Here is a 26,512-nt window from a genome sequence, read left to right as displayed (position 1 = left end):
GTGGAGGGCTTCCCCCGGGGGGGCTTCCCCGTTCGCGTTTCCTGCCGTTCCTGACGACTCCTCAGGTGCCGGTCCGGCGGGTCACGTTCAGCAGGTACTCCTTCCGGTTCAGCGGATTGTGGTCGGTGCGCGCACGCTCGGGCACCTCGGTGCCCGACGGGACGGGCGCGTAGTGGTCGAAGGCGCTGTCCAGTTCGCCCTCGCCCCGGGTGAGCCCCGGCAGCCGCTGTTCCAGGGCGTGCACCTGGGCCGCGGGCACCGTGCCCTCCATGACGCACGCCGCGCCCTGCGTCACGGTCGTCCGCGGTACCGCGCGCAGCGCGGCCAGCATCGGCAGCAGGGCGCCGAGCGTGTCGGCCGGGGCCTCGATCCGGAAGCGGTGCATCGGCTCGTGCACCCGGGTGCCCGCGCCCCGCAGCGCCTCGATCAGCACCAGCGGGGTCAGCCCCCGGAAGTCGTGGCCGGTGCTGTACATGCTCTTGTCGAAGCCCTGGTGGGCGTGACTCTGGCGGGGTGAGTAGCCGGAGTGCGTCATGGTGACCGTGCAGTCGGGGATCTGCCAGCCGTGCAGGCCCTGGCCGAGGGTCTCACGGACGGTGTCCTCGACGGCCTTGAAGAAGGCGTACGGCATGGAGCCGAGCTCCACCTCCAGCCGGAAGGCGACGCCGGCGCCGGCCGGCGCCGGGTCCACGCGCAGGCCCACCGTGGCCAGGAAGGGGTTGGCGCCCTTCCTGTTGAACTCCACCGCCGAACCGGTCCCGGCCGGCCGCTCGACGCACAGCGGCGTGGTCTCCCGGAAGCTGACGTCCAGTCCGTAGTCGCTCGCGAGCGTGGCCTGGACGACCTCCTTCTGCACCTCGCCGTACAGGGACACGGAGGTCTCCCGGCGCACCTCGTCGTGGCGGAGCGCGATCAGGGGGTCCTGTTCGGCGAGCTGGCTGAGCGCCAGATGCAGGGCTCCCCGGTCCGTCCCCGGGCCGGGCACCACGACGGTCTCCAGGGTCGGCGGGGCGAAGACGTGCCCGTTGGGCCTGCGCGGTACGCCGAGAGAGTCGCCGATCCTGACGTCGGCCGGCCCCCACAGCCGGGCGATGCGGCCCGCCGTGACGGCGTACTGCCGGGCGTCGGTGCCCTGGTCGAACACGCTGATCGCGGTGATCCGGCCCTCCGTCCGCCCCGGGCCGCACGGCACCCGGTCCCGGACGCGCAGCGTGCCGGAGAACAGCCGCGCGTAGGCGATCCGCTCGCCCGCCGGTCCCCGCTCGACCTTGAACACGGTCCCGCAGAGCGGGCCGCCGGGATCGCCGGCGGCGGCCGGCAGCAGGTCCTTGATGCCGCCGATCAGGGCGTCGACGCCGGCACCGGTGATGGCCGAGCCGCCGTAGGCGGGGTGGACGAGTGCCTCGCGGGTCCGGGCCGCGAGGGACGCGCGCAGCAGTGCGTCCGGGACGTCGCCGCGGACGTAGGCGGCGAGCAGGTCGTCGTCGTGGCCGGTGAGGACATCGAGCGCCGCCGCGCCGAGGCCGGGGGCGAAGTCGGCGGCCCCGGTGCCGAGGCCGGTCGCCGTGCCCATGGGGACGACGGGCACGGCGAGGCGTTCGGAGACGGAGCGCAGCACCTCGGCGTAACGGGCTCCGCCGCGGTCGATCTTGTTGACGAAGAGCAGCGTGGGAATGCGCAGGCGGCGCAGGGTGCGCATCAGGACGCGGGTCTGCGCCTGGACGCCCTCGACGGCCGAGACGACCAGGACGGCGCCGTCCAGGACTCCGAGCACCCGCTCCACCTCGGCGATGAAGTCCGGGTGGCCAGGTGTGTCGATGAGGTTGACGGTCACGTCGTCGAGGGGGAACGAGACGACGGCCGACTTGATGGTGATGCCGCGCTGACGCTCCAGCGCCAGGGTGTCGGTCCGGGTGCTGCCGGCGTCGACGCTGCCGATCTCGTCGATCACCCCGGCGGAGTGCAGCAGCCGTTCGGTCAGGCTGGTCTTACCCGCGTCGATGTGCGCGAGGATCCCCAGGTTGAGCAGGTGCACGAGGCGTCATGTCCTTTGTGGAGTGGGTCTGTGCGACGGCGGAGGACATGAAGGGAGATCGCATCGGGGTGACTCCTTGCTCGTGACGACTGGTCGGGTGCAGTGCAGCAGAAGAGCGGTGGCGCGACAATGGATTAACGCTCAACCATGCGAGGGTCGCGATATGCGTGAGATTCTTCCGGCGCTGCGCCAGTGGTACGCGACGTCAGCCCCGTTCGGCCTGGCCACGGTCGTGGGGGTGAGCCGCAGCGCGCCGCGTGATCCGGGTGCCGCGATGGCGGTGGGACCGGACGACGAGGTGGTCGGCAGTGTGTCGGGGGGCTGTGTCGAGGGGGCGGTGTTCGAGCTCGCCCAGGAGGTGGTGGAGAGCGGCGAGGCCCGGCTGGAGACGTTCGGGTACAGCGACGACGACGCCTTCGCGGTGGGGCTGACCTGCGGCGGGGAGATCACCCTGCTGGTCCGTCCGGTCACGCCGGAGCGGGACCCCACCTTCGGGGCGGTCGCGGAGACGGTCCTGGAGGGCCGCCCCGTGACCCTGGCGACGGTGACGGACGGCCCGGCGCCGCTCGGGGCGACGCTGGCCGTGTGGCCCGACCGGGTGGCCGGCACGCTCGGCACGCGGGGGCTGGACGCGGCGGTCACCGCCGACGCGCGGGGTGAGCTGGCTCTCGGGGCCACCGGTCTGCGGCACTACGGGCCGCGCGGGGAGCGGCGCGAGGACGACGTCTCGGTGTTCCTGCACTCCTTCGCGCCGCCCCCGCGCATGCTCGTGTTCGGCGCGATCGACTACGCGGCGGCCGTCGCCCGCCTGGGTGACTTCCTCGGATACCGGGTCACCGTGTGCGACGCCCGCCCGGTCTTCACCACGCCGAAACGTTTCCCGCCCGGCGTGGAGGTCGTCGTCGACTGGCCGCACCGCTATCTGCGCGCCACCGACACCGACGAGCGCACGGTGATCTGCGTGCTCACGCACGACCCCAAGTTCGACGTGCCGCTGCTGGAGGTGGCGCTGCGCCGGCCCGCCGCGTACATCGGCGCGATGGGCAGCCGCCGTACCCACGACGAGCGCACCAAGCGCCTGACGGAGGCCGGGCTCACCGACGACGAGATGTCGCGGCTGCGCTCCCCGATCGGTCTCGACCTCGGTGCGCGGACGCCGGAGGAGGTGGCCGTGTCGGTCGCCGCCGAGATGGTGTCGCTGCGCTGGGGCGGCAGCGGGACGCCGCTCACGGCGACCCGGGGGGCGATCCATCCGCAGTCGTAGGGCGCCGGCGGCCCGGCACGGTCAGCGGGGCGGCAGCCGGTGCAGGGTCACGTCCGTCAGCCGGCCGCCGGTGACGGAGGCCGTCATGTAGGTGCAGTGCGGCTGGCGGCGGCGGTCCGTCGGGGAGCCGGGGTTGAGCAGGCGCAGACCGGTGGCCGTCGTGGTGTCCCAGGGGATGTGGCTGTGGCCGAAGACCAGGACGTCCACGCCGGGGAAGCGGGCGGCGCAGCGGGCCTCGCGGCCCTGGGCAGGGCCCGTCTCGTGGACGGCGGCGAAGCGCAGGCCGCCGAGTTCCGCGTGGGCCACCTCGGGCAACCGGGCCCGCAGGTCGGGGCCGTCGTTGTTGCCGTGGACGCCGATCAGCCGGCGGCTGCGGGCCGTCAGCAGGTCCAGGGTGGCCGTGTCTACCCAGTCACCGGCGTGGAAGACCACGTCGGCGGTGTCGATCTCGGCGAGGAGCGGCTCCGGCAGGGCCTTGGCGCGCTTCGGGAGATGGGTGTCCGACGTCAGGAGCAGGCGCACCGCTCCAGCGTAGGGCGTGCCGGTACCACGGGCGCGCGGCGCGGTCCGCGGTGGCGGTCCGGCAGGGGTGCCTGGGTCCGTCTGTGCCCTCAGTCCTCACCCCGCACTATGTTCCACTCCGGTGCCGTGTGCGAGGTCCGTGGTCCGTCCGGGCTCTCCACGGCGGGGAGCCAGGTGCGCAGCTCGCTCTTGGCGCGCAGTCGACGGGCCTTCGACCAGCCGGTTTCCAGGCGGCGGACGACGGGTTTGTCACTGGTGGACGTGGTCACGACGCAAACCTCTTCCTTCTGCGTCCCCTCGTACGAGTGTACGGAACCGATCGGGTCCCCGCCGTCGCCGCCGGTAAACGTCGTACGGCTCAGGCGCTGCCGGGGCCGCCGCTGCCGAAGGAGCCGCCGGAGCCACTGTTCCAGCGCGGGCGGCGCTGGTCCGCGCTGGGCATGCCGCCGGAGGGGCGCAGGTCGTGCGGCGAGAGGCGCTGGTCCCCGTCCATCTCGCGGGGCGCACGCTGTTCCCGGGTCTCCCGCACCGCGCCGGACTCCGGCAGGCGGGGCTGCTCGTCGGGCCGGGGCCGCCGGGGCTCGCGCTTGCGGACCTTGATGCCGAGGAGAACGGCCCAGATCAGTGCCCCGGTGACGATGACGCCACCGACGAGGACCGCGACGAACCCGGCGACGGAACCAGCTGCGGCTACTTCGAGTGCGGTGAAGTTCATGCGCACCGAGTACCCGGCCGACGCGGGTGAATGACTCCCGGTGCCGCCGCGGTCGCCCCGGCCCGGGCCGACGGTGTGCGGCGCGCGCTACGGATTGGGCCTGGCCACGCTGATGTCGCCGAGCGCGGACTCCGGGTCGCGCTCCATGGCCAGGTCGCCCAGCGAGACGATGCCCACGGCGTGGTCCTCGTCGACGACCGGGATGCGGCGCACGGCGTGTTCGCGCATGAGCTCCACGGCGTGGTCGAGTTCCTCGTCCGCCCGTACGGTCACCAGGTCGTCGCTGCACGCGGCGGCCACGGTGATCCGGTCGGCGTCACCGCCGTCGGCGATCGAGCGCACCACCAGGTCACGGTCGGTGACCAGGCCGCGCAGGTGGTCGCCGTCCGTGACCAGCACGGCGCCGAGGTCCTGGTCGCGCATGATCCGGGCCACCGCCGCGACGGACGTCTGCGGTTCGACGGTCACCGGGTCTGCGGTCATGATGTCGCGGACGTACTGGGTCATGACGTGCCTCCTTCGGGCTGCTGTCCTGTGTCGTCGTCGTTCCGGCACCGAGTACCCGGGGCGGCGGCGACGGCACGCGGGGTCAGCGGTCCAGGGCGATCTCGCTCCACACCTGTTTGCCGCCGCTGGCCGGCACCGTGCCCCACGACGCGGACATGGCCTCGACGAGGAGCAGGCCACGGCCGCCGGTCGCCTCCCAGCCGATGCTGGTGGGCTTGACGGGGGTGCGCGGCGAGGTGTCGGCGACGGCGAGGCGCAACCGGCTGTCGACGAGGGTCAGGTCGAGGCGGACCGGGCCGTCGGTGTGCACCAGGGCGTTGGTGACGAGTTCGGAGACGACCAGCAGTACGGCGTCCGTCTGAGCGGTCACGCCCCAGGCGCGCAGGGTGCGCCGGGTGAAGCGCCGGGCGTGCCGGACCGCCTCCGGCACCCGCCACACCGTCCAGGTCTCGCGCCGCGGGAGGACGTCCATGCCGTCGTAGCGCATCAGCAGCAGCGCCACGTCGTCACCGCGGTGGGCGTCGCCCAGCAGTCCGTCGGCGACCGTGCCCAGGTGGGCCGGGTCGGAGGCGGCGAGCCGCTCCGCGAATTCCGCCATGCCCTCGTCGAGGTCGGATTCGGCGCTCTCGACCAGACCGTCGGTGGTCAGGGCGATGAGCGTGCCGGGCTGGAGCCGCAGCGGGCTCATCGGGAAGTCGGCCTGGGCCACGACGCCGAGCGGCGGGCCGCCTTCCGCCTCCGCGATCTCGGTGCTGCCGTCGGGCCGGCGCAGCACCGGCGGCAGATGCCCGGCCCGCACACACCAGGCGGAGCCCTCTTCCACATCGACGTCGACGTAGGCGCAGGTGGCGAAGAGGTCGGTCTCCATGCCGACGAGGAGCCGGTTGGCGTGCGAGACGACGACGTCCGGGGGGTGGCCCTCGACGGCGTAGGCGCGCAGCGCGGTGCGCATCTGGCCCATGAGGGTGGCGGCGCCCGCGCTGTGGCCCTGCACGTCGCCGATGACGAGGGCGACGTGGTTGTCGGGCAGCGGGATCACGTCGTACCAGTCGCCGCCGACCTCCAGGCCGGCGGTGGCGGGCAGATAGCGGGCGACGGCGACCGCGCCGGGCAGTTCGGGCAGGCGGCGCGGAAGCAGTTGGCGCTGGAGCATGCCGACGAGTTCGTGCTCGGCGTCGAAGGCGCGGGCGCGCATCAGGGCCTGGCCCGCCAGCCCGGCCGAGGCGGTGAGCAGGGCGCGTTCGTCGGCTCCGAAGTCGTGCGGGCGGTCCCAGCCGATCAGACAGGCGCCGGCCATCCGGCCCCCCGCGGGCAGCGGGAGCACGGCGAGGCCGCCGGGGCCCACCTCGGCGAGCGCGGGTTCCAGGGCGGTGCCCGCGGGCCAGATCTGGGCGCGGCCCTCGCTCAGCGCCGCGGCCAGGGTGGGCATGGCGCGCACCGGCGCGTCGGGCCATTCGGCCCGCCATTCCAGGCGCCACAGCTCGGGCCAGGCCTCCGGTTCGGGCGGGTCGAGGACGGTGACGACGAGCCGGTCGTGCTCCAGTTCGGCCAGGGCGATCCGGTCGGCCTGCAACGGCCGGCGCAGGGCGGCGACCACGGCCTGGCTGACGTCGCGGACGGTGCCTGCCGTGGCGAGCACGGCGGCCAGGCGCTGGACGCGGGTGACGTCCGTGACGTCGGACCGCAGCGTGGAGGTGTCCTCGACCGTGCCCGAAAGCCGGGACGGGACGCCGTCCCCGCCGGGCAGCAGACGGCCGCGCAGCCGGAGCCACTTGGGTGGCCCGCCGGGCCGGAGCACCCGGAACTCCAGTTCGCGGTCGCCGATGGTCATGTGGTCGGCCTCGACCACCGACATCAGCGACGGCAGGTCCTCCGGCACCGTCCGGCCGAGCAGCGTCTCGACCTTGCCGTCGAACTCGTCCCGGCCGATGCCGAACAGCTCCAGGAGGTCGTCGCCGACCTGCACCCGGCCGGTGTCCATGGCGAGGCTGAACCCGCCCGGCGGCAGCTCACCGCTCTCGGCGCGCGGCGCCGGGGCGGGCGTGGCGAGCGCGTCGGCGATCAGCTCCAGGCACTTGCGGTCCTCGGTGTCGAAGCCGTCCCGGTACTCGCTCACGGCGAGCAGGCACCCCCCGCCGCCCGAGCGGTGGGCGGGCAGCGCGGCCAGGGAGAAGTCCCGCGCCGCCGTGCGGCGGGACTCCGCGCGGTCGGCGAGTTCGCCGGGGCCGAGCCACACGGGGCGCCCGGCGCGGTGGGCGTCGGACAGCGGGGAGCCGCCGGCGAGCGGATAGCCGTCGCGCAGGCCGTACAGGGTCCTGGGCACCCCGGCCGACTCGGCCATGCACAGCACCTCGCCGTCGTCGCTCGGCGTGTAGAAGGCGGCGAAGGTGGCCCGCGCGAAGACCAGCGCCTGTTCGAGGAGGCGGTGCCTGCGCGCCGGGGAGTCGGGGTCGGCCAGGAGCGCCGAGAGGGCGTCCTCGGCGCGCAGCACTCGCGCCCTGCGCCCGGCAACGCCCTCACTGACCACGTCCGTATTACAGCGCTAATGAACGCCGCGCGCAGCCCCTGTGAACGCAGTACGGCCGCCGGACGGACCGCCCGGCGGCCCCGCGCTCGAAAGGGATCGAACAGGTTTTGACCCATGCGTAGTGCACGGCCGTCTCGTGACAGGCGTGACTGTCCGGGGCCCTGTCCCGGCTGCGAGGCTCGTTGCCGGTCACGGAGGGGGAGGGCATGGACAAGCGGTACGAGGTGTACGCGCTGGCGGACAGTCACTTCTACGACACGCCCGACCGGCTCGGCGGGGGCGGCGAGCCGCTGTACGAGACGGCCCGCCGCCCGGCCCCGGACGGCTGGACGGCGGCGCGGATCGGCGACTGGTTGGCGCTGACGCCGCTCGGCCCGGACGGCGCGCCGGCGCCCGGACCCACCCAGGGCTGGAAGGTGCATGCCTCCGCCACCCGGAAGGACGCGGACCGGATCGCGGCGATCGTGTGGGAGTACTGCGTGCCCCGGCGCATCCCGTTCAAGTTCGTGCCGGCCGCCCACCTGCTGCACCTGCGCAACGCCAAGTACGCCCCGCGCGACGGCAGCGGCAAGTTCGTCACCGTCTACCCTGCGGACGAGGAGCAACTGCACCTGGTGCTGCGGGAGCTGGGCGAGCTGCTGAAGGGCTTCGAGGGGCCCTACATCCTGACCGACCTGCGCTGGGACGACGGTCCGCTGTACGTGCGCTACGGCGCCTTCGCGCGCACCTACGTCGTCGACGAGCGCGGCTCGCTGGTGCCGGCGGTGCGCGACGGCGAGGGCACGCTGGTGCCGGACCGGCGGGCCCCGTCCTTCCAGGTGCCCGGCTGGGTGACGCTGCCTTCCTTCCTCGAACCGCAGCTCGCGGCCCGCAACACCACGACCGTCGGCGACCTGCCGTACCGGATCGAGAAGGCGCTGCACTTCTCCAACGGCGGCGGCGTGTACGTCGGCACCGACACCCGTGACGGGAGCCGGGTGGTGCTCAAGGAGGGCCGGCCGCACGCGGGGCTGGCCGCCGACGGGGCCGACGCCATCGCCCGTCTGGAGCGCGAGAAGGACGCCCTGGAGCAGGTCGCGGGCACCGGGGTGGTGCCCGAGGTGCGTGACTGGTTCGCCTTGGGCGACCACCGGTTCCTCGTGATGGAGCACATCGAGGGAAGGCCGCTGAACTCCTTCTTCGCCGAGCGGCACCCGCTGCTCGGCACCGACCCGGACCCTGCGGCCGTCGCCGCGTACACGGCGTGGGCACTGCGCATCCACCGGGCGGTCGAGCGGGCCGTCGAGGCGGTCCACGAGCGCGGCATCGTCTTCAACGACCTGCACGTCTTCAACATCATGGTGGCGCCGGACGAGGAGAGTGTCCGGCTGATCGACTTCGAGGCCGCCGCGCCGGTCGCCGAGAACGGCCGTCAGATCGTCGCCCACCCCGGCTTCTTCGCCCCGCCGGACCGCCGCGGCACGGACGTCGACCGCTACGCGCTGGCCTGCCTGCGACTCGCCCTGTTCCTGCCGGTCACCACCCTGTTCGTGGTCGACCGGGGCAAGGCCGCCCACCTGGCGGACGTCGTCGCCGAGCAGTTCCCGGACGTGCCCCGGGCCTTCCTGGACGAGGCGGTGGCGGAGATCACCCGGGGCGCCGCCCGGCCGTCGGCGGCCACCCCGCTCGTCCGTCCCGCGGACTGGCCGCACAGCCGCGACTCGATGGTGAAGGCGATCCTCGCCTCGGCGAGCCCCGAGCGCACCGACCGGCTCTTCCCCGGCGACATCACCCAGTTCTCCGACGGCGGCGGCCTCGGCATCGCGCACGGCGCCGCCGGTGTGCTCTACGCGCTCGAACGGACCGGCGCCGAACGGTACGAGGAGGGCGAACACTGGCTCCTGGCGCGCACCGAACCGCCGCCGGTGGGCACACCGCTCGGCCTGTACGACGGCCTGGCGGGCGTCGCCCTGGTGCTGGACCTGCTCGGCCACCGGACGCGGGCACTGGACCTGATCGACCTGGTCCTGCGCGAGCGCTGGCAGCGCCTCGCCTCGGACCTGCACGGCGGACTGGCCGGACTGGGCCTCGTCCTCGACGCCCTGGCGCGCACCACCGGTGAACGGCGGCTTGCCCGGGCCGCCGAGGAGGCGGCCCGCATCCTCGTGGGACGGCTCGCCGAGCCGCTGCCCGACACCCCGCGCCGGCGGGCCGGGCTGCTGCGCGGCGCGAGCGGGCCCGCGCTGTTCCTGCTGCGCCACTACGAACTGACCGGCGAGCGGGACCTGCTGGACGCGGCCGGCACGGCGCTGCGCCGGGACCTCGACTGCTGTGTCGTGCAGAAGGGCGGCTCGCTGGAGGTCGACGAGGGCTGGCGGACGATGCCGTACCTCGGCGACGGCAGCGCGGGCGTGGGCATGGTCCTCGACGACCACCTCGTCCACGCCACCGACGACGACGGCGAGTTCGGGCGGGCCCGCGCCGGGATCCTGACGGCCGCCACCTCGCGCTTCTACGCGCAGCCCGGACTGTTCCAGGGCCGCGCCGGGATGATCCTGCACCTCGCCCGCACCACCGCCCCGGGAGCGGGGCGGGAGGAGCTGGCGGCCCAGGTCGCCGGACTCGGCTGGTACGCCATGGCCTACCAGGGCCAACTGGCCTTCCCCGGGCACCAGATGATGCGGCTGTCCATGGACCTGGCCACCGGGACGGCGGGCTGTCTGCTCGCGCTCGGCGCGGCCCTCGGCGACCCGTCCACCGCACATCTGCCGTTCCTGCCGCCGCCCCCGCGGCGGCCCTCACAGACGCGGTTCCGCGATCCCGCGGAGTCGTGACACCACCCCGTCCCCATGGATGAAAGGACACGAAGATGGCACTGCTCGACCTGCAGGCGATGGACACCGAGGAGTACACCGGCGGCCAGAGCACCCTCAGCCTGCTCTCCTGTGTGAGCGCCGCGAGCATCACGCTCTGCCTCTGACCGACGGCACCGCACAGCTCCGGGCGGCCACTCCCCACCAGGGAGGGGCCGCCCGGGGTCCGTACAGGAGGCGCTCACTCCATGACAGGACCCACGACGCCGACGGACACCGGGACCCGGGGACTGCTGCGCCGGGCCGGGCGGCACAGCGCGGGGCGGTGCCTCGCGCTCTGCCTGGCGGGAACGTTCGCCACCGGGGCCGGGCTGCTGCTGCCCGCCGCGCTGGGCCGGGCCCTGGACACGCTGCTGTCGGGCCGGGCCGCGACCGGCTGGGTGCTGTGCTGCGCCGCACTGGTAGCGCTGATCGCCGTACTGGACGCGGCCGAGGCGGTGCTCGCAGGGACCGTCGACGCACGGAGCACGGCCTGGCTGCGCCGCCGGACCAGCGGCCGTCTGCTGGCGCTGGGGCCGCGCGCCGGCGGCCGGTTCGGCTCCGGTGACCTGGTCGCCCGGGTCGTCGGCAACGCCGCGCAGGCCGGGACCGCGCCGGGGGCCCGCGCCCTGCTGGTGGCCGCGTGCGCGGGGCCCGTCGGGGGCGTGGTCGCGCTCGTGCTGATCGACCCGTGGCTCGCGGTGGTGTTCCTCACCGGGGCGCCCGTGCTGGCGCTCCTGCTGCGCGCCCTCGCCCGCGACACCGCCGAGTGCGCCGCCGACTACCAGCGGGCGCAGGGACGGATCGCGGCGGCGCTGGCCGAGGCGGTCGCCGGGCACCGCACCATCCGCGCGGCCGGTACGGCGGACCGGGAGACGGCGCGTGTCCTCGGGCCGCTGCCCGAACTGGCGCGCGCGGGCCACCGCATGTGGCGGGTGCAGGGGCGGGCCGCCGGGCAGGCCGTCGCCGTGGGACCGCTGCTCCAGCTGGGCGTGGTCGCCGTCGCCGGCGTGCTGCTCGCCCGGCACCGGCTCTCCGTGGGCGAGTTGCTCGCCGCCGCCCGCTACGCGGTTCTGGCGACCGGCGTCGGCGTGCTCGTGAGCCACCTCTCCGGCCTGGCCCGCGCCCGCGCGGCCGCCGCCCGGCTGACGGAGGTCCTGGTGCAGCCCGCCCCCGGGCACGGCGGCCGGACGCTGCCGCCCGGCCCCGGACACCTCCGACTGCGCGCGGTGACCGCACGCCTGGGCGCCCGCACGGTCCTCGACGGCGTCGACCTGGACGTGCCGGGCGGCACCACCCTCGCCGTGGTCGGCCGCTCCGGCACCGGCAAGTCCCTGCTCGCCGCGCTCGCCGGGCGCCTGGCCGACCCGGACGCCGGCGAGGTCCTCCTCGACGGCGTCCCGCTGCGCGCCCTCGGCCGGCCGGAGCTGCGCCGCGCCGTGTCCTACGCCTTCGAACGCCCCGCTCTCCTGGGCGCCACCGTCGAGGACACCCTCGCTCTCGGCCTGCCCTGCCCCGCTCCCGGCCGCGTCCGCGAGGCCGCCCGCACCGCCCGCGCCGACGATTTCGTCCGCCGCCTCCCGCACGGCTACGCCACCCGCTGCGCCGACGCCCCCTTCTCCGGCGGCGAGGCGCAACGGCTGGGCCTGGCCCGCGCGTTCGCACAGGGCGGCCGTCTGCTCATCCTCGACGACGCCCTGTCCAGCCTGGACACGGTGACGGAACACCACATCACACGGGCCCTGCTGGCCCGGCCGCGTACGACCCGCCTCCTCGTCGCCCACCGGCCCACCACGGCGGCCCGCGCGGACGCGGTGGCATGGCTGGACGGCGGCCGGGTGCGGGCGGTCGGCAGCCACGCACGGCTGTGGGCGGACCCGGAGTACCGGGCGGTCTTCGGGGACGGTGGCCGGGAGTGAGCGGCCACGAGGTCCACGACCGGCACGCAGCCCACCGGTACGGGGTCCTGCGGCGGGGTCTCGGCTTCCTCGGGGCCCGCCCCCGGGTCCTGGCCCGGCTCGGGGGCTGGTCGGCACTGGAGAGCGCGCAGACCTTCCTCGTCGGGTACGCGCCGGCCCGGGCACTGGACGCCGGGTTCCTCGCGGGACGCACGGACACCGGGCTGGCGTGGCTCGGGGTGGCCGCCCTCGGGGTCCTGGCCGGGGCGATCGGGACGGCACGGGTGTACCGGGCGGTCGCCGATCTCGTCGAGCCGCTGCGGGACGGGCTGGTCACGCGGGTGGTGGAGCGCGGGGTGCGGGAGGCGGAGGGCGAGGCGCTGTCCCGGCTGACCCAGCAGGTGGAGATCGCCCGGGACACCTTCGCCGGTCTGGTGCTGGTCTCCCGCTCGTTCGTCTTCACCGCCCTCGGCGCCCTCGTCGGACTGTTCTCGCTGGCCCCGGCGCTGCTGCTGGTCGTCGTCCCGCCCCTGGTCGCCGGACTCGGGCTGTTCCTCGCCTCGCTCCGGCCGCTGGCCCGCAGGCAGGAGTCCTTCCTCACCGCCGACGAGGCCCTCGCCGGGCACCTGGGCGTCGTGTGCGCGGGGCTGCGGGACATCACCGCGGCCGGCGCGGAGGAGCGGACGGCCGCCGAGGTCGGGGAGCGCGTCGAGGCCGAGCTGGCGGCCGCGCGTTCGCTGGCCCGCTGGTCCGTGCTGCGCGTCGCGTCCCTCGCGGTCGGCGGTCAGCTGCCGGTCCTGCTGCTGCTCGCCGCCGCGCCGCTGCTCCTGTCGCGCGGGGTGACGCCCGGCGCCCTCGTCGGCGCCCTCGCCTACGTCACCCAGTCGCTCCTGCCCGCCCTGCGCAACCTGATCCACGGCCTGGGCACCAGCGGCTCGCGCCTGGCCGTCGTGCTGCGCCGCCTCGCCCCCGCACAGCCGCCCGCGAGCGACCCGGGCGAGCCGGTCCCGCCCCGCGTCCGGCCGGCCGGCCCTCCCCCGCAGCGCGCCCCGGCCGCCGCCCTCACCGTCTCCTGCCTCACCTTCGCCTACGGGCCCGCCGCCGCCCCCGTGATCGAGGACCTCGACCTCGTCCTCGCGCCGGGCTCCCACCTGGCCGTCGTCGGCCCGAGCGGCATCGGCAAGTCGACGCTCACCGCCCTCGTCGCCGGCCTGCTCACCCCCCGGCACGGCACCGTCCACGTCCACGGTCACCCCGTCCCGGGGCCGGCCGCGGCGGCCCACCGCGTCCTGATCCCGCAGGAGGCCTACGTCCACAGCGGCACGCTCGCGGAGAACCTGGGCCATCTGCGCCCCGACCCGCTGCCCGAGCGTGAACTGCTCGCCGCGGCCGAGGCGGTCGGGCTCGCGCCGCTGCTCGACGCGCTCGGCGGGCCCGAGGCGCCGGTCGACCCCGGCGCGCTGTCGGCGGGTGAGCGGCAGCTGATCGCGCTCACCCGGGCCTACCTGTCCCCCGCGCCGCTGGCCCTGCTGGACGAGGCGACGTGCCACCTGGACGCCGGGACGGAGGAGCGGGCGGAGCGGGCGTTCGCCGCGCGGCCGGGCGGCACCCTGGTCGTCGTCGCCCACCGCATCGGTTCGGCGCGCCGCGCCGGGCGCGTGCTGCTCATGGACGGCCCGCGCACGGAGTACGGCACCCATGAGGAGCTGGTGCGGCGCTCACCGGCGTACCGGGCGCTGGCCGGGGACCGTCCGCCCCGGTCACAGCCAGCCCTCGCCGCGCGAGATGCGGATCGCGTCGACCCGGTTGCGGGCCCCGGTCTTGCGGGTGATGGCCGCCATGTAGTTGCGCACCGTGCCGTGGGAGAGGTGCAGGCTCCCCGCGATCTCCGGGACGGAGGCGCCCTCGGCGGCCAGGGCTAAGACGCTGAGCTCCCGTCTGGTCAGCGGCATCTGCGCGGCCTTGAGGAAGCCGAATCCCAGCGAGTCGTCGACGAAACGTTCCCCCGCGGCGACCCGCCGGATCGCCCGGACCAGCCGCTCCGGAGAGCCCGCCTTGTCGACGTAGCCGAGCGCGCCCGCGTCGATCGCCCGTCTGAGCAGGCCGGGCCGGTTGCCGTTGGCGAGCACCAGCAGCCCCGGCGTCGTCCGGCCGGGCCCGCCCGCGGTCAGCTCCCCCACCGGCGGTATGCCGTCGCGCTCCACGCGGTCCAGGTCCGCGGCGCAGACGTCCGGCTGCACGGACCGGAGCCGGCCCGCGATGCCCGACCAGGGGGTGTCGTGGACCCCCAGATCGGGTTCGCGGCGGAGCCAGTCCGCGAGGATGGATCGCACCAGACACGCGTCGTGCACCAGAAGTACTCGGATCACCGATGTCCCTTCCCGCTTGCGGTCGCCGTTCCAGGCCTGCGGGCCTGTTGCGAACATGGCGTCTGCCGCGCGACGCAACAGGCCCTAGAGCGCGTGCCCCATTCTTGGCCGCCGTCGCGCCGTCGGGGCACGCAGTTCCGGCCAAGGGGATGCGCGGGGGCGCGCGCGCCGCGCACGTGCCCCACCGCACGCTTCGACTCCGGTGGCATGGCCCGGGGAGGTCGGGGTACGCGGGGCTTCCCACGTCGTCGCCGTCGCCCGGCGCGGTCGCCGCCGTGCGGGGCGGGCCGTCCCGAGGCAGATTGATCCCTGGGACCCGTCCCGCGGCGCTGCGAGGAGGTGGTCGGCGTGCCCGACGAACAGGCGCCCGCGGCGCGCAACGCCCCCGCCGGTGGCCCCCTCCTGTCGCTTGCCCTGGCCACGATGATGGACGGCGTCAACGCCCACTCCGGGGCGGTGTACCTGCTGGGCACCGACGAGACGGCGCTGGAGATGGCGGTGACGGCCGGGCTGCCCCGGGCGTTCGCGGCGCCCTGGGAGCGGGTCGGGGTGGACGCCCCCATTCCGGTCGCCGAGGCGCTGCGCGAACGGCGGGTGGTCTGGGTGGGCGGCGAGGAGGAGATGGCCCGCCGGTTCCCGCGTGTCTCCGTGGTGCTGCCCTACCCCTTCGCGCTCGCCGCGCTGCCGGTGGCGACCGCGACGCGGGCCTACGGCGCGGTGTTCGTGACCTGGCCCGGCTCCCATCCGCACGAGCTGAGCGACCGGGAGCGCGAGCATCTGACCGCGGCGACCGAACGGCTCGCCGTGCGGCTGGAGCGGGCCGCCGAGGAGAGCCGTCCGGTGCTGCCGGAGGCCGATCTCCTCGCCGCCCCGGCCATCGGGAGCACGGCCGGCACGCTGGGCTCGCTGGAGGCGGCCCGCATGGTCGCCCGGCTGCCGTACGGAATGTGCTCGCTGGATCTGCACGGCCGGATCACCTACGCGAACGCGGCGGCGGCCGAGCTGATCGGCGTGCCGTCGAGCCGCCTGCTCGGGACCCAGCTGTGGGCGGCGGTGCCGTGGCTGAACGACCCCGTGTACGAGGACCGGTACCGGGCCGCGCTGCTGAGCCAGCACACCACGTCGTTCGTGGCGGTGCGCCCGCCCGGCGAGTGGCTGTCGTTCCGGCTCTATCCGAGCACGACGGGACTGAGCGTCCGGGTCAGCAGGGCACGGGCGGTGTCGGAGATGGGCCGGGTCGCGCCGCCGCCCGGCGAGGGACCGGGCCGTCTGGTCACCATCTCGCAGGTGCTGAGCCTGGCCGGCGCGCTGACCGAGGCCGTGACCGTGCAGGACGTGGTGCGGCTGGTCGCGCGGGAGGTCGTGCCGTCGCTGGGCGGCCGGGCACTGGTGCTGCTCGGCTCCCGGGCGGGCCGGCTGCATGTGCTGGGGCACCACGGCTATCTGGATCCGCATGTCGTGGAGCGCTTCGACGGGGCACCGCTGAGTTCGCCGACCCCGGGCGCGCACGCGCTCAACAGCGGGGTGCCGGCGTTCTTCGAGTCCCGGGTTGAGCTGGAGCGGCTCTACCCGATCCGGCACGAGACCCCGGACGGGTTCGCGGCCTGGGCGTACCTGCCGCTGATCGCGTCCGGGCGCCCGGTGGGCACCTGTGTGCTGGCCTACGCCGAGCCGCACGCCTTCCCCGCGGACGAGCGCGCCGTACTGACCAGCCTCGGCGGGCTGATCGCCCTCGCCCTGGAGCGCGCCCTGCTCTACGACGCCAAGCACCAGCTGGCGCACGGGTTGCAGGCCGCGCTCCTGCCGCCCTCGCTGCCGCCGCTGCCGGGCATCGACACGGCCGCGCGCTATCTGCCGGGCACCCGCGGCATGGACATCGGCGGCGACTTCTACGACGTGATGCCGCTGGCGGGGCAGGCGGCCGCGGTGATCGGGGACGTGCAGGGGCACAACGTGACGGCGGCCGGGCTGATGGGGCAGATCCGCACCGCCGTACGCGCGTACACGACGGTGGGTCAGGCACCCGCGGAGGTCATGCGCAGCACCAACGGGCTGCTCATCGACCTCGGCGCCGAACTGTTCGCCAGCTGTCTGTACCTGCGGATCGACCCGGTGCGCGGGCGGGCCGTGATGGCGCGGGCCGGGCATCCGCCGCCCCTGCTGAGGCGACCGGACGGCAAGGTGCGGGTCCTCGACCTCGCGGGCGGGCCGCTGCTCGGCATCGACGGCTCGGCCGTGTACCCGGCGACCGAGGTGGAGCTGCCGCCGGGTTCGGTGCTCGTCCTCTACACGGACGGGCTGGTCGAGTCGCCCGGCGTCGACATCGAGGAGGCGCTCGCCGAGCTGGGACGGCGGCTGTGCGAGGCCGGGGAACTGCCGCTGGACGAGCTGGCCGACGTGATGATGGGTCAGGGGGGTACGGAGGAGCGGGTCGACGACGTGGCGCTGATGCTGCTGCGGGCGCGGGGGGACGCGCGGGTCTGAGGGTCGCGGACGCGCCGCGGGAACGGGAGCGGTCCGGCCCTCCGCCGGAGGACCGGACCGCCGTCAGCTCTGGGTCACCGGGTCCCGGTCAGCCCGGAGACGTCCTCCGGCTCCCCGTGGCCGCCGCCCGCACCGACGTCCTCACCTCCTACGTCCTCACCGCCGACGTCCTCGCCGGCACCACCCTCTTCACCGGCACCGGCCCCGGCACCCGCGCCGGCCTCCTCGCCGGCTCCGGCGTCTTCACCGGCACCGGCGCCCGCGTCGTCGCCGGCACCCGCCTCGTCGCCCGCGCCCGCCCCGGCGTCACCGGCGCCGTCGCCCAGCGTCGCGCCGACGGCCTCCAGTGCCGTCGTGACCGGCTGGAAGAAGGTCTCGCCGCCGGAGGTGCAGTCGCCGCTGCCGCCCGAGGTGAGGCCGAGGGCAAGGCCGTCCTGGGTGAACATCGAGCCGCCGCTGTCGCCGGGTTCGGCGCAGACGTCGGTCTGGATGAGGCCGGTGACCGTGCCCTCCGGGTAGTTGACGGTGGCGTCGAGCCCGGTGACCGTGCCGTCGGCGAGGCCGGTGGTGCTGCCCATCCGGAACACCTGCTGGCCGACGGTCGCCTCGGCCGCCTGGAGGATCGGGACGGTCTGCCCGCCGCCGACGGCGACGTCGCTCGGCGCCTCGGTCGCCGGGTCGTCGTACTTCACGAGCGCGAAGTCGCCCTCGCCCGGGAAGACGGCCTGGTCGACGGTGGCGATCGGGGCGCCGTTCTGGGCGTCGGACCACTCGGCGACGGCGACGCCGCAGTGCCCGGCGGTCAGGAAGGCCGGGGCGCCGTCGCCCGCGGTGACGTTGAAGCCGAGCGAGCAGCGGGACCCGCCGCCGAATATCGCGTCACCGCCGGAGGCGAAGGTCCTGAAGGTGCCGGCCGACTTCTGGATGGTCGCCATGCCGGAGCCGAGGCCCTGCACGGTCGACTCCAGCGTGTCCCACTTCTCGCCGGTGACCGTGCTGTCGGCGGTGACCCGGATCTTGTTGGTCCGCGGGTCGACGGCCCACGAGGTGCCCGGGATGGTGGCCTCGGTCTTCAGGGTCTGCGCGGCGGACCTCAGTTCGGCCGTGCTGTTCTCGACCTGGCGGACCGCGGCGCCTGCCCGCTTGGCCTGGACGACCAGTTGGTTGTTGTCGCCGACCACGTTGACGACGAGCTGCTGGTCGCCCTCGTCGTAGTAGGAGCCGGCGAAGGCGTCGCCGAGCAGGCCGGCGAGCTGCGAGGCGAGGTCCGAGGCGTCGCCCGCCTTCAGGGTCCGGGGCGCCGCGGCCGTGTCCTCGGCGCCGTCCTGGGACGCGTTGGCGTGGGGCAGCAGCAGGGCGGCCGCTCCGAGCGCCGCCACGCCGCCCACCGCGATTGCGGCCTTGCGCTTCGGAATTCGCTTGTGACTCAAGGGTTCTCGACCTCCTGGAGGACGGGGTCCGGGCCGCCGTCTCGTGGCGGCTGTGGGGGCGCCTGGATGGCCACTGGTACGCACGGGTCACGCGGGACGTTCAATTCCGCTTCGCCGTGCGCCCGTCCGCGGGCCGAATCGGCCACGCCGCGCGCGCGCCCGCCGCACGCCGGGAACAATCGCGGTATGACGATGACCGCCGCTGAGGCCGACAAGATCCTGTCCGCCAACTTCGCCCCCTGGGTGCTGCAACTGGGCCTGTCCGTCGAGGGCGTGGGCGAGGACCGCGCCACCCTGCGGCTGCCCTGGTCGGCGGGGCTGGCCCGGGAGGGCGGCGCGCTGTGCGGGCAGGCCCTGATGGCCGCCGCCGACACCGCCACCGTGATCGCCGTCTCGGCGGCGCGGGGCGCCTTCGTACCGATGACGACCGTTCAGCAGTCGACGTCCTTCCAGCGCGCGGTGACGGACTCGGATGTCCTGATCGTGGCGGTGCTGACCAAGCTGGGCCGGCGGACGGCGTTCGCCGACATCTCCATGACGGCCGAGCGGACGGGGGAACTCGCGGCCCACGCGAGCACCGTCTACGCGCTTCTGGGCTGATACGGCTGGTAATCGATCAGCAACGGTCCGTCCCGGACCAGTAGCGGAATCCTCACTTCAGGGAATCTGCACATTCAATACTCAACCAAGTCACCGGGCCCCGGGGTTCTGCACATTCGCGCGCCCCGGGGCACGCCTTTGGGACCGGAGTGCCGGATTCACCGGCAGGGCCGCAAGAGCCCGTGCGGGGCGATGCCGGGCGCCATGTGAAGAAGTCGCCGACATGCCGTGCCCACACCTGCACGGATCGGGACCGCTGGGGCTCAAGTGCCCTGGTGGGGCCTGTGTTTGATTGGAAGCCCGGCAGCGCCGCGTGCTTTGATCCATCGCACCGCAGGGTCTGCGAGGGCTCCCCGGCCAGGGGTGCCCGGCGCCCGCGGTCGCGGCCGTCCATCTGTCCCCAGAGGGGGCCGCTCCCCCCTTGTGAAATTGCCATACGAAGGGAAGTTCCATCATGAACTCCACCCCCCAGGTTGAGACCGTCGAGATCTCCGACGCCGAGCTCGACAACGTTTCGGGCGGCCTCTCCGTGAACGCCGTGAACACCGTCGTCGGCGCCGTGGACGGCATCGCCCCGGTTTCCGGTCTGGTCGACACGGTCGTCGGCACCGTCGAGGGTGTCACCGGCCTGAACACCGCGCCGGTCACCAACCTGGTCGCCGGTCTCTGATCGCACGCCAGTGCCGTTGAGTCCCGGAGCCGCCCCCCGGCTCCGGGACTCTTCGGATGCCGTCACTCAGTCCACCCGGTGAGGGAAGATCCGTGCAGTTCCGCCAACAGGCCCTCGCCAAGCTCCAGTCGCCCGAGGAACTCGATCTCCCGGTGCGCCTCGCGCGCCCGCAGGGCTGGCTCGTGCTGTCGGTGACCGTGGTCGCGATGGCCGCCGCGTCCGTCTGGGCGGTGACCGGCTCGGTGACCTCCACCGTGAGCGCGCCCGCCGTCCTCACGCACGGCGAGGGCAGTTACATCCTGCAGAGCCCGGTCGCGGGCCAGGTCACGGCGATCGTCGCCGAGGAGGGCCGGCGCCTTCCCGCGAACTCCCCCGTCCTGAAGGTGCGTACCGCCGAGGGCGAGACCGTGGTGCGCACCATCGCCGCCGGGCGCCTGACCGCGCTCGCCGCGACGATCGGGCAGATCATCTCGACGGGCGCCGACGTCGCGGCCGTGGAGAAGGTGGCCGACGCGGACGACCCGCTGTACGCCACCGTGTACGTGCCGGCCGAGAACGCCGGGTCGATCCCCGCCGACGCCGCCGTGGACCTGACCGTGCAGACGGTCCCCACCCAGGAGTACGGCGTGCTGCGCGGTCATGTGAAGTCCGTGGACCGCGCCCCGCAGTCGCCCCAGGAGATCGCCTCGTTCCTCGGTGACAACCAGCTCGGCGAGCAGTTCACCAAGGACGGCCGCCCCGTCGCCGTAACGGTGCGCCTCGACCGGTCCTCCGCCACCAGGAGCGGCTACAAGTGGTCCTCGGCCGACGGACCGCCCTTCACCCTGACCTCCATGACGATGGCCACGGGCTCGATCCGGCTGGCCGATCAGCGTCCCGTCGATTGGCTGCTGCCGTGACCACCGCCGCACCCGAGACCCGTGGCCGGCGCCGGGCCGCCCCGCCCCGGCGTACCGTCCCGAAGGCCCGCCGCAGACCTGTCCGCACCCCCACCGTCCTCCAGATGGAGGCCGTCGAGTGCGGTGCCGCCTCCCTCGCGATGGTCCTCGGCCACTACGGCAGGCACGTCCCGCTGGAGGAACTGCGCATCGCCTGCGGTGTCTCCCGCGACGGCTCGCGGGCGAGCAATCTGCTGAAGGCGGCGCGCAGTTACGGACTGACCGCCAAGGGCATGCAGATGGACCTGGCGGCCCTGGCCGAGGTCAAGGCGCCGGCCGTCCTCTTCTGGGAGTTCAACCACTACGTCGTCTACGACGGCATCGGCCGCCGCTTCGGCCGCCGGGGCGTGTTCGTCAACGATCCCGCCAAGGGCCGACGCTTCGTGCCGATCGAGGACTTCGACGGCAGCTTCACCGGCGTCGTCCTCACGATGGAACCGGGCGACGACTTCAGCCGCGGCGGGCGCAGGCCGGGTGTCTGGGGCGCGATGCCGGCCCGGCTACGCGGCACCGCCGGGACGATGCCCGCCGCCGTGCTGGCGAGCCTGCTGCTGGTGGTGGTCGGCGCGGCGGTGCCCGCGCTCAGCCGGACCTACATCGACATGTTCCTGATCGGCGGGCAGACCTCGCTGCTGGACGTGCTGTTCGCCTCCATGGGCGCCTGTGTGCTGCTGACGCTGGTGCTGACCTGGTTGCAGCAGGCGAACCTGCACCACGGCCGCATCATCTCCTCCACCCTCTCCAGCGCCCGCTTCCTGCGCCATCTGCTGCGGCTGCCGGTCACCTTCTTCTCCCAGCGCAGTCCGGCCGACCTGGTGCAGCGCCTCCAGTCGAACGACGCGGTGGCCGAGACGCTGGCGCGCGACCTGGCCTCGGCGGGCGTGGACGCGGTGGTCGTGGTGCTCTACGCCGTACTCCTCTACACCTACGACCCGCAGCTCACCTTCGTCGGCATCGGCGTGGCGCTGCTGAACATCCTCGCCATGCGCGTCGTCATCCGGCTGCGCGCGACCCGGACCGCCAAACTGCGCGCGGACAACGCCCGCCTGACGAACACCGCCTACACCGGGCTCCAGCTGATCGAGACGATGAAGGCGACCGGCGGCGAGGACGGCTACTTCCGCAAGTGGGCCGGGCAGCACGCCACGACCCTGGAGGAACAGCAGGCGCTCGGAGTGCCGAGCGCCTGGCTGGGCGTGGTCGCGCCGACGCTCGCCACGCTCAACAGCGCCCTGATCCTGTGGATCGGCGGCATGCGCGCCATCGAGGGCCACATCTCCGTCGGCCTGCTCGTCGCCTTCCAGGCCCTGGTCACCCGCTTCACGGCCCCGCTGACCCGGCTCAACGGCGTGGCGGGCCGCATCCAGGACTTCGCGGCCGACGTGGCACGCCTGAAGGACGTGGAGAACTTCCGCACCGACCCGCTCTACGACCGCGCGGGCGGCGACTCCACACGCAGGCTGCACGGCCATGTCGAGCTGGAGAACATCACCTTCGGCTACAGCCCGCTGGACAAACCCCTCCTCGCCGGCTTCGACCTGACGGTCGGACCGGGCCGTCAGGTCGCGCTGGTGGGCGGCTCGGGCAGCGGCAAGTCGACCGTCTCCCGGCTGATCTCCGGCCTCTACACGCCGTGGGAGGGCGTGATCCGCATCGACGGGCAGCGCCTTGAGGACATTCCGCGCGGCGCGCTCGGGGCCTCCGTCTCCTTCGTCGACCAGGACGTCTTCCTCTTCGAGGGCTCGATCCGGGACAACGTCGCGCTGTGGGACCCGTCCATCCCGGACGAGGCCGTGCTGGAGGCGCTCAAGGACGCCGCGCTGCACGACGTCGTCATGCGCCGCCCCGGCGGCATCCACAGCCGGGTCGAGCAGGACGGCCGCAACTTCTCCGGTGGGCAGCGCCAGCGGCTGGAGATCGCCCGGGCGTTGGTGCGCCGGCCCAGCATCCTCGTGCTGGACGAGGTGACCAGCGCGCTCGACGCCGAGACCGAGCTGACCGTCATGGACAACCTGCGCCGGCGCGGCTGCGCCTGCGTGGTGATCGCCCACCGGCTCAGCACGGTGCGGGACAGCGACGAGATCGTGGTGCTCCAGCACGGCACGATCGTGGAACGCGGCCGGCACGAGGAGCTGGTGGCACACGGCGGCGCCTACGCGGCGCTGGTCAGGGAGCGATGAGATGACAGCCGTGCACGGCGACGACTACGTCCTCGCGGCGCTCGGGCAGGTGGGCACGCCCGTCGACTGCGCCGGGCTGGGCCGCCTGGACCTGGAGGGCCCGCAGGCGCTGTGGCTGGTCGCGGCGGGCGCCCTGGACCTGTTCGCGGTCGACGCGGCGCAACAGGGCCACTGGCACCACCTCGGCCGGCTGGAGGCGGGCGCGCTGCTGCTCGGCCCCGTCCCCGGGCCGCAGCACACGCTGATCGCCCGGCCGGTCAGGGACTGCGTGGTGCACCGCATCGGGCTGCGCGAGCTGTACCAGCCGGCGGTGACGCAGACCTGGTCGTACGACGAGTACGGCAACCCGCAGTACGTGCCGCCGACGACGAGTCCGCTGGAGTACGCCCTCGCGCTCGGCGTCGGCCGCGGGCTGTCGATCCTCTTCCAGGCGCCGACGGCCGGTGAACGCGCCGCCGAGGTGACCGACGACGACGTGTTCTGGATGCAGGTGCCGCCCGGCAGCGTCCAGTACGGCTCCCTGTACGGCGCGGAGGCGGCGGCCGACCTGCTGATGGACCCGGCGCTGTGGCAGAGTATGGTCGATCAGCAGTACCGCCTGCTGAGCACGCTGGACCGCTGGATCGAGCAGCTGGAGCGCACCCACGAGACCCGTACGGCCGCCGGCATCAAGGCCGGTGAGCAGGTGCGCGCACAGGCCGACCGGACGCTGCTCGCGGCGATCGGCAAGCCGTCGGCCAAGCGCGCCACCGCCGCCGACGCCGACGCCACCTACGCGGCGTCCAAGCTGGTCGCCGCCGCCGCCGGGATCCCGCTCGCCGACCCCGGGCACGGCGGCGCCGAGAGCGACCGCCTCGACCCGGTCGAACGCATCGCCCTCGCCTCGCGCGTGCGGACCCGCGCGGTACGGCTGGACGGCACCTGGTGGCACGACGACGTGGGCCCGCTGGTGGGTCACCGGGCGCTGTCGGGGGCGCCGGTGGCGCTGCTGTGGCGGCGCGGCGGTTATGTGGCGGTGCATCCCGCGACCGGACGCGAGACGCCGATCGAGAAGGCCAACGCCCCGGAGTTCGAACCGCGCGCGGTGATGTTCTACCGTCCGCTGCCTGAACGCCCGCTGGGCCCCCTCGGATTGCTCCGCTTCTGCATGCGCGGCACGCGCCGGGATCTGACCGGGCTCCTGCTCAGCGGGCTCGTGACGGTGGCGATCGGCGCGCTGGTGCCCATCGCGACCGGCAAGGTGCTCGGTGAGTTCGTGCCGAAGGCGCAGGCGGGTCTGATCGCGCAGGTCTGTCTGGCGGTGATGGTCAGCAGCGTCGTGGCGGCGGCCTTCATGCTGTTGCAGAACATGACCATCCTGCGTCTGGAGGGCCGGATCGAGGCGACGCTGCAACCGGCCGTGTGGGACCGGCTGTTGCGGCTGCCGACGAAGTTCTTCACCGGCCGCTCCACGGGCGAGCTGGCCAGCGCGGCCATGGGAATCAGCGCGATCCGCAGGCTGCTCGCGGGGGTCGGCCCGACCGTCGCCCAGTCGGTGACCGTGGGGGCGATGAATCTGGGGCTGCTGCTCTGGTTCAGCGTGCCGATGGCGCTGGCCGCGATGGGCATGCTCGTCGTCATCGCCGGTGTCTTCCTCGGGCTCGGACTGTGGCAGGTGCGCTGGCAGCGACGGCTGACGGTGCTCGCCAACAAGCTGAACAACCAGGCGTTCCAGACCCTGCGCGGACTGCCCAAGCTGCGGGTCGCGGCGGCCGAGAACTACGCGTACGCCGCCTGGGCGCGCGAGTTCGCGCGCAGCCGGGAGCTCCAGCAGCGGCTCGGCCGGATCAAGAACCTCACCACCGTGCTGGGCGCGATCTATCTGCCGCTGTGCTCACTGGCGATGTTCATGCTGCTCGCGGGACCGGCGCGGGGCTCGATGTCGGCCGCCGACTTCCTCGCCTTCAACACCTCGGTGACGATGCTGCTCACCTCGGTCACCCAGGTCACGGGCGCGTTCGTGTCGCTGGTGGCCGCGCTGCCCCTGTACGAGCAGATCAAGCCGGTGCTCCAGGCGGCGCCGGAGGTGCGTACGGCCAGCACCCGGCCGGGGCCGCTCTCCGGGGCCGTGGAGGCGCGGCGGCTGTCGTTCCGCTACTCCGACGACGGACCGCTGGTCCTCGACGACGTGTCGTTCGAGGTGCGGCCGGGTGAGTTCGTCGCGGTCGTCGGGCCGTCGGGCTGCGGCAAGTCGACCCTGCTGCGGCTGCTGATCGGCTTCGACAAGCCGGTGTCCGGGAGCGTGCTGTACGACGGTCAGGACCTGGCGGCGCTCGACCAGTCCGCCGTACGGCGCCAGTGCGGTGTGGTGCTCCAGCACGCGCAGCCGTTCACCGGCTCGATCCTGGACGTCATCTGCGGCACCGAGCCGTACACGCCGGAGGAGGCGATGGCGGCGGCCGAGATGGCGGGCCTCGCCGAGGACATCAAGCGGATGCCGATGGGGCTGCACACCATCGTCGCGGGCAACGGGGCGGTCTCCGGTGGCCAGCGGCAGCGCCTGATGATCGCCCAGGCGCTGATCCGCCGGCCGCGCATCCTGTTCTTCGACGAGGCGACCAGCGCCCTAGACAACGAGACGCAGCGCAAGGTCATCGAGAGCACCAAGGCGCTCCACGCCACCCGCATCGTCATCGCCCACCGCCTGTCGACGGTCCTGGACGCCGACCGCGTCGTCGTGATGGAGGACGGCAAGGTCGCCCAGCAGGGGCCTCCGGCGCAACTGCTCGCGGACACCGGCGGCAGGCTGCACGAGCTGGTGCGCCGCCAGTTGGCGTGACGGGTCAGGGCTGTCCCGGAATCGGGGCCCCCGACGGGACGCCCGCGTCGACGTAGGCCTGGTAGAAGCCCTTCCAGGGCGCCTCCGAACCCGCGTGCGGTCCCTCGGAGCGCTCCCCGCGCGCCTTGGCGTCCAGCGCGGCCAGGCAGACCTCCCACCCGGCGCCGTTGCGAGCGGCGGTGTCGGCGGCTTCGAGGACATTGGTCAGGGTGAAGCGGGTGCTGCCGCCGTCGGTCGACGCCAGGTCGAAGTGGACCTCGTCGCCGTCCCACGCGAAGGACAGGTGGCGTGGCGGCTCTACGGCGATCACCTCGCCGGTGGAGTCCTCCATGTTCGGGTCGCCGCCGAACATGACGCGGCCGCCGGGGCGCATCTCGATCTCGGCGCGGGACGGGAACCACCCGGCCAGTTCGTCCGGGTCGGTGACGAGGTGCCAGACGCGGTCGACCGGGAGGTCGTAGGCGCGGCCGAGGCGGATCGCGGGGCGGCCGTCGTCCAGGGTCAGATAGGTGCCGGTGAGGTCGGCGGTCATGGTATCGGTCCTTGGGTGGGGTTCCTCGACGGCTTCGACGGTACCGGTGACCTGGGCGGCACCGGTGGCACGCCGCGGCCGGGCCGCCGGGCAGGGGCCACGGGCGCGGGGAGGGCGGACCTCCGGCGCGTTGGGGCACTGTGCGGGGCGCACGGGTGAAGGGGACAGTTGGAGGGGGCCGCGAGCGGGTAG

19 protein-coding genes and 1 pseudogene are annotated in these 26,512 nt (G+C 74.1%); 11 read left to right on the top strand and 9 right to left on the bottom strand.

Going from position 1 to position 26,512, the window contains the following annotated elements:
• Window positions 1-61: 61 nt before the first annotated feature.
• On the bottom strand, window positions 62-2,035 hold the full coding sequence (locus ACIP2X_RS03790) for a GTP-binding protein (RefSeq protein ID WP_401667043.1): 1,974 nt from the start codon (window positions 2,033-2,035) through the stop codon (window positions 62-64).
• Window positions 2,036-2,198: 163 nt separating this feature from the next.
• On the opposite strand from ACIP2X_RS03790, the gene ACIP2X_RS03785 reads away from it, so the two are divergent.
• A complete protein-coding gene (locus ACIP2X_RS03785) occupies window positions 2,199-3,299 on the top strand; it encodes an XdhC family protein (RefSeq protein ID WP_401667040.1) in 1,101 nt (366 codons plus the stop codon).
• Between the two features lie 21 nt (window positions 3,300-3,320).
• Here ACIP2X_RS03785 and ACIP2X_RS03780 read toward each other — a convergent pair whose 3' ends face one another.
• From ACIP2X_RS03780 to ACIP2X_RS03760, 5 genes are all read right to left on the bottom strand, one after another.
• The gene (locus tag ACIP2X_RS03780) at window positions 3,321-3,821 is read right to left on the bottom strand and encodes a metallophosphoesterase family protein (RefSeq protein ID WP_401667038.1); all 501 of its coding nucleotides are present in this window, start codon (window positions 3,819-3,821) and stop codon (window positions 3,321-3,323) included.
• 89 nt (window positions 3,822-3,910) lie between these two features.
• Window positions 3,911-4,090, bottom strand: coding sequence for a hypothetical protein (locus ACIP2X_RS03775; RefSeq protein ID WP_365447675.1), 180 nt, complete (start codon window positions 4,088-4,090; stop codon window positions 3,911-3,913).
• An 89-nt stretch (window positions 4,091-4,179) separates the two neighbouring features.
• On the bottom strand, window positions 4,180-4,536 hold the full coding sequence (locus ACIP2X_RS03770; RefSeq protein WP_401667036.1) for a DUF6479 family protein: 357 nt from the start codon (window positions 4,534-4,536) through the stop codon (window positions 4,180-4,182).
• An 87-nt stretch (window positions 4,537-4,623) separates the two neighbouring features.
• Window positions 4,624-5,043, bottom strand: a complete 420-nt coding sequence (locus tag ACIP2X_RS03765) for a CBS domain-containing protein (protein WP_401667034.1) — start codon at window positions 5,041-5,043, stop codon at window positions 4,624-4,626.
• An 82-nt stretch (window positions 5,044-5,125) separates the two neighbouring features.
• On the bottom strand, window positions 5,126-7,570 hold the full coding sequence (locus ACIP2X_RS03760) for a SpoIIE family protein phosphatase (RefSeq protein WP_401667032.1): 2,445 nt from the start codon (window positions 7,568-7,570) through the stop codon (window positions 5,126-5,128).
• A gap of 206 nt (window positions 7,571-7,776) precedes the next feature.
• Here ACIP2X_RS03760 and lanKC point away from each other — a divergent pair, with 206 nt between their 5' ends.
• The 4 genes from lanKC to ACIP2X_RS03740 all read left to right on the top strand — a co-directional run bounded on the left by lanKC (window position 7,777) and on the right by ACIP2X_RS03740 (window position 14,221).
• Entirely contained in the window at window positions 7,777-10,383 is a 2,607-nt protein-coding gene (gene lanKC / locus ACIP2X_RS03755) for a class III lanthionine synthetase LanKC (RefSeq protein WP_401667029.1), read from the top strand.
• Window positions 10,384-10,418: 35 nt separating this feature from the next.
• On the top strand, window positions 10,419-10,529 hold the full coding sequence (locus ACIP2X_RS03750; RefSeq protein ID WP_196456392.1) for a SapB/AmfS family lanthipeptide: 111 nt from the start codon (window positions 10,419-10,421) through the stop codon (window positions 10,527-10,529).
• Between the two features lie 81 nt (window positions 10,530-10,610).
• Window positions 10,611-12,320, top strand: a complete 1,710-nt coding sequence (locus tag ACIP2X_RS03745) for an ABC transporter ATP-binding protein (protein WP_401667026.1) — start codon at window positions 10,611-10,613, stop codon at window positions 12,318-12,320.
• Window positions 12,221-14,221: an ATP-binding cassette domain-containing protein gene (locus tag ACIP2X_RS03740; protein ID WP_401667023.1), complete on the top strand. Its 2,001-nt coding sequence runs from the start codon at window positions 12,221-12,223 to the stop codon at window positions 14,219-14,221. Before ACIP2X_RS03745 ends, ACIP2X_RS03740 begins: the two co-directional genes overlap by 100 nt.
• Here ACIP2X_RS03740 and ACIP2X_RS03735 read toward each other — a convergent pair.
• A pseudogene (locus ACIP2X_RS03735) lies at window positions 14,144-14,725 on the bottom strand (LuxR C-terminal-related transcriptional regulator); the annotation flags it as partial. The gene ACIP2X_RS03740 and the pseudogene ACIP2X_RS03735 overlap by 78 nt on opposite strands.
• 282 nt (window positions 14,726-15,007) lie before the next feature.
• Between ACIP2X_RS03735 and ACIP2X_RS03730 the strand changes: the two are divergent.
• Window positions 15,008-17,152, top strand: coding sequence for a SpoIIE family protein phosphatase (locus ACIP2X_RS03730; RefSeq protein ID WP_401667020.1), 2,145 nt, complete (start codon window positions 15,008-15,010; stop codon window positions 17,150-17,152).
• A gap of 74 nt (window positions 17,153-17,226) precedes the next feature.
• Here ACIP2X_RS03730 and ACIP2X_RS03725 read toward each other — a convergent pair whose 3' ends face one another.
• Complete coding sequence (locus ACIP2X_RS03725; RefSeq protein WP_401667018.1) at window positions 17,227-18,582, bottom strand: S1 family peptidase; 1,356 nt, start codon at window positions 18,580-18,582, stop codon at window positions 17,227-17,229.
• A 186-nt stretch (window positions 18,583-18,768) separates the two neighbouring features.
• On the opposite strand from ACIP2X_RS03725, the gene ACIP2X_RS03720 reads away from it, so the two are divergent.
• The 5 genes from ACIP2X_RS03720 (at window position 18,769) to ACIP2X_RS03700 (ending at window position 25,788) form a co-directional block, all read left to right on the top strand.
• A complete protein-coding gene (locus ACIP2X_RS03720) occupies window positions 18,769-19,182 on the top strand; it encodes a PaaI family thioesterase (protein ID WP_401667016.1) in 414 nt (137 codons plus the stop codon).
• Window positions 19,183-19,636: 454 nt separating this feature from the next.
• Window positions 19,637-19,852, top strand: a complete 216-nt coding sequence (locus tag ACIP2X_RS03715) for a type A2 lantipeptide (protein WP_196456400.1) — start codon at window positions 19,637-19,639, stop codon at window positions 19,850-19,852.
• Between the two features lie 92 nt (window positions 19,853-19,944).
• A complete protein-coding gene (locus ACIP2X_RS03710) occupies window positions 19,945-20,751 on the top strand; it encodes an HlyD family efflux transporter periplasmic adaptor subunit (protein ID WP_401667012.1) in 807 nt (268 codons plus the stop codon).
• Window positions 20,748-22,970 (top strand): NHLP family bacteriocin export ABC transporter peptidase/permease/ATPase subunit, encoded by a 2,223-nt coding sequence (locus ACIP2X_RS03705; protein WP_401667010.1) that lies wholly within the window; start codon window positions 20,748-20,750, stop codon window positions 22,968-22,970. The genes ACIP2X_RS03710 and ACIP2X_RS03705 overlap by 4 nt, the downstream gene beginning before the upstream one ends.
• A 1-nt stretch (window position 22,971) precedes the next feature.
• The gene (locus ACIP2X_RS03700) at window positions 22,972-25,788 is read left to right on the top strand and encodes an NHLP bacteriocin export ABC transporter permease/ATPase subunit (protein WP_401667008.1); all 2,817 of its coding nucleotides are present in this window, start codon (window positions 22,972-22,974) and stop codon (window positions 25,786-25,788) included.
• Window positions 25,789-25,792: 4 nt separating this feature from the next.
• On the opposite strand, the gene ACIP2X_RS03695 is transcribed toward ACIP2X_RS03700, so the two are convergent.
• Window positions 25,793-26,320 (bottom strand): SRPBCC family protein, encoded by a 528-nt coding sequence (locus ACIP2X_RS03695; RefSeq protein ID WP_401667005.1) that lies wholly within the window; start codon window positions 26,318-26,320, stop codon window positions 25,793-25,795.
• Window positions 26,321-26,512 lie beyond the last annotated feature (192 nt).

This window comes from Streptomyces sp. NPDC089424, from assembly GCF_044749345.1.
GTDB lineage: Bacteria > Actinomycetota > Actinomycetes > Streptomycetales > Streptomycetaceae > Streptomyces.
The sequence above is the reverse complement of the archived record's forward strand: the minus strand, read 5'-3'. Positions and strand labels throughout refer to the sequence as shown.

Bases quoted from the DNA above. Each gene is read 5' to 3' on its own strand.
- ACIP2X_RS03785 (WP_401667040.1), top strand. From the start codon at position 2,199: ATGCGTGAGATTCTTCCGGCGCTGCGCCAGTGGTACGCGACGTCAGCC.
- ACIP2X_RS03770 (WP_401667036.1), bottom strand. From the start codon at position 4,536: ATGAACTTCACCGCACTCGAAGTAGCCGCAGCTGGTTCCGTCGCCGGG.
- ACIP2X_RS03765 (WP_401667034.1), bottom strand. From the start codon at position 5,043: ATGACCCAGTACGTCCGCGACATCATGACCGCAGACCCGGTGACCGTC.
- lanKC (WP_401667029.1), top strand. From the start codon at position 7,777: ATGGACAAGCGGTACGAGGTGTACGCGCTGGCGGACAGTCACTTCTAC.
- ACIP2X_RS03750 (WP_196456392.1), top strand. From the start codon at position 10,419: ATGGCACTGCTCGACCTGCAGGCGATGGACACCGAGGAGTACACCGGC.
- ACIP2X_RS03745 (WP_401667026.1), top strand. From the start codon at position 10,611: ATGACAGGACCCACGACGCCGACGGACACCGGGACCCGGGGACTGCTG.
- ACIP2X_RS03740 (WP_401667023.1), top strand. From the start codon at position 12,221: ATGGCTGGACGGCGGCCGGGTGCGGGCGGTCGGCAGCCACGCACGGCT.
- ACIP2X_RS03720 (WP_401667016.1), top strand. From the start codon at position 18,769: ATGACGATGACCGCCGCTGAGGCCGACAAGATCCTGTCCGCCAACTTC.
- ACIP2X_RS03715 (WP_196456400.1), top strand. From the start codon at position 19,637: ATGAACTCCACCCCCCAGGTTGAGACCGTCGAGATCTCCGACGCCGAG.
- ACIP2X_RS03700 (WP_401667008.1), top strand. From the start codon at position 22,972: ATGACAGCCGTGCACGGCGACGACTACGTCCTCGCGGCGCTCGGGCAG.
- ACIP2X_RS03695 (WP_401667005.1), bottom strand. From the start codon at position 26,320: ATGACCGCCGACCTCACCGGCACCTATCTGACCCTGGACGACGGCCGC.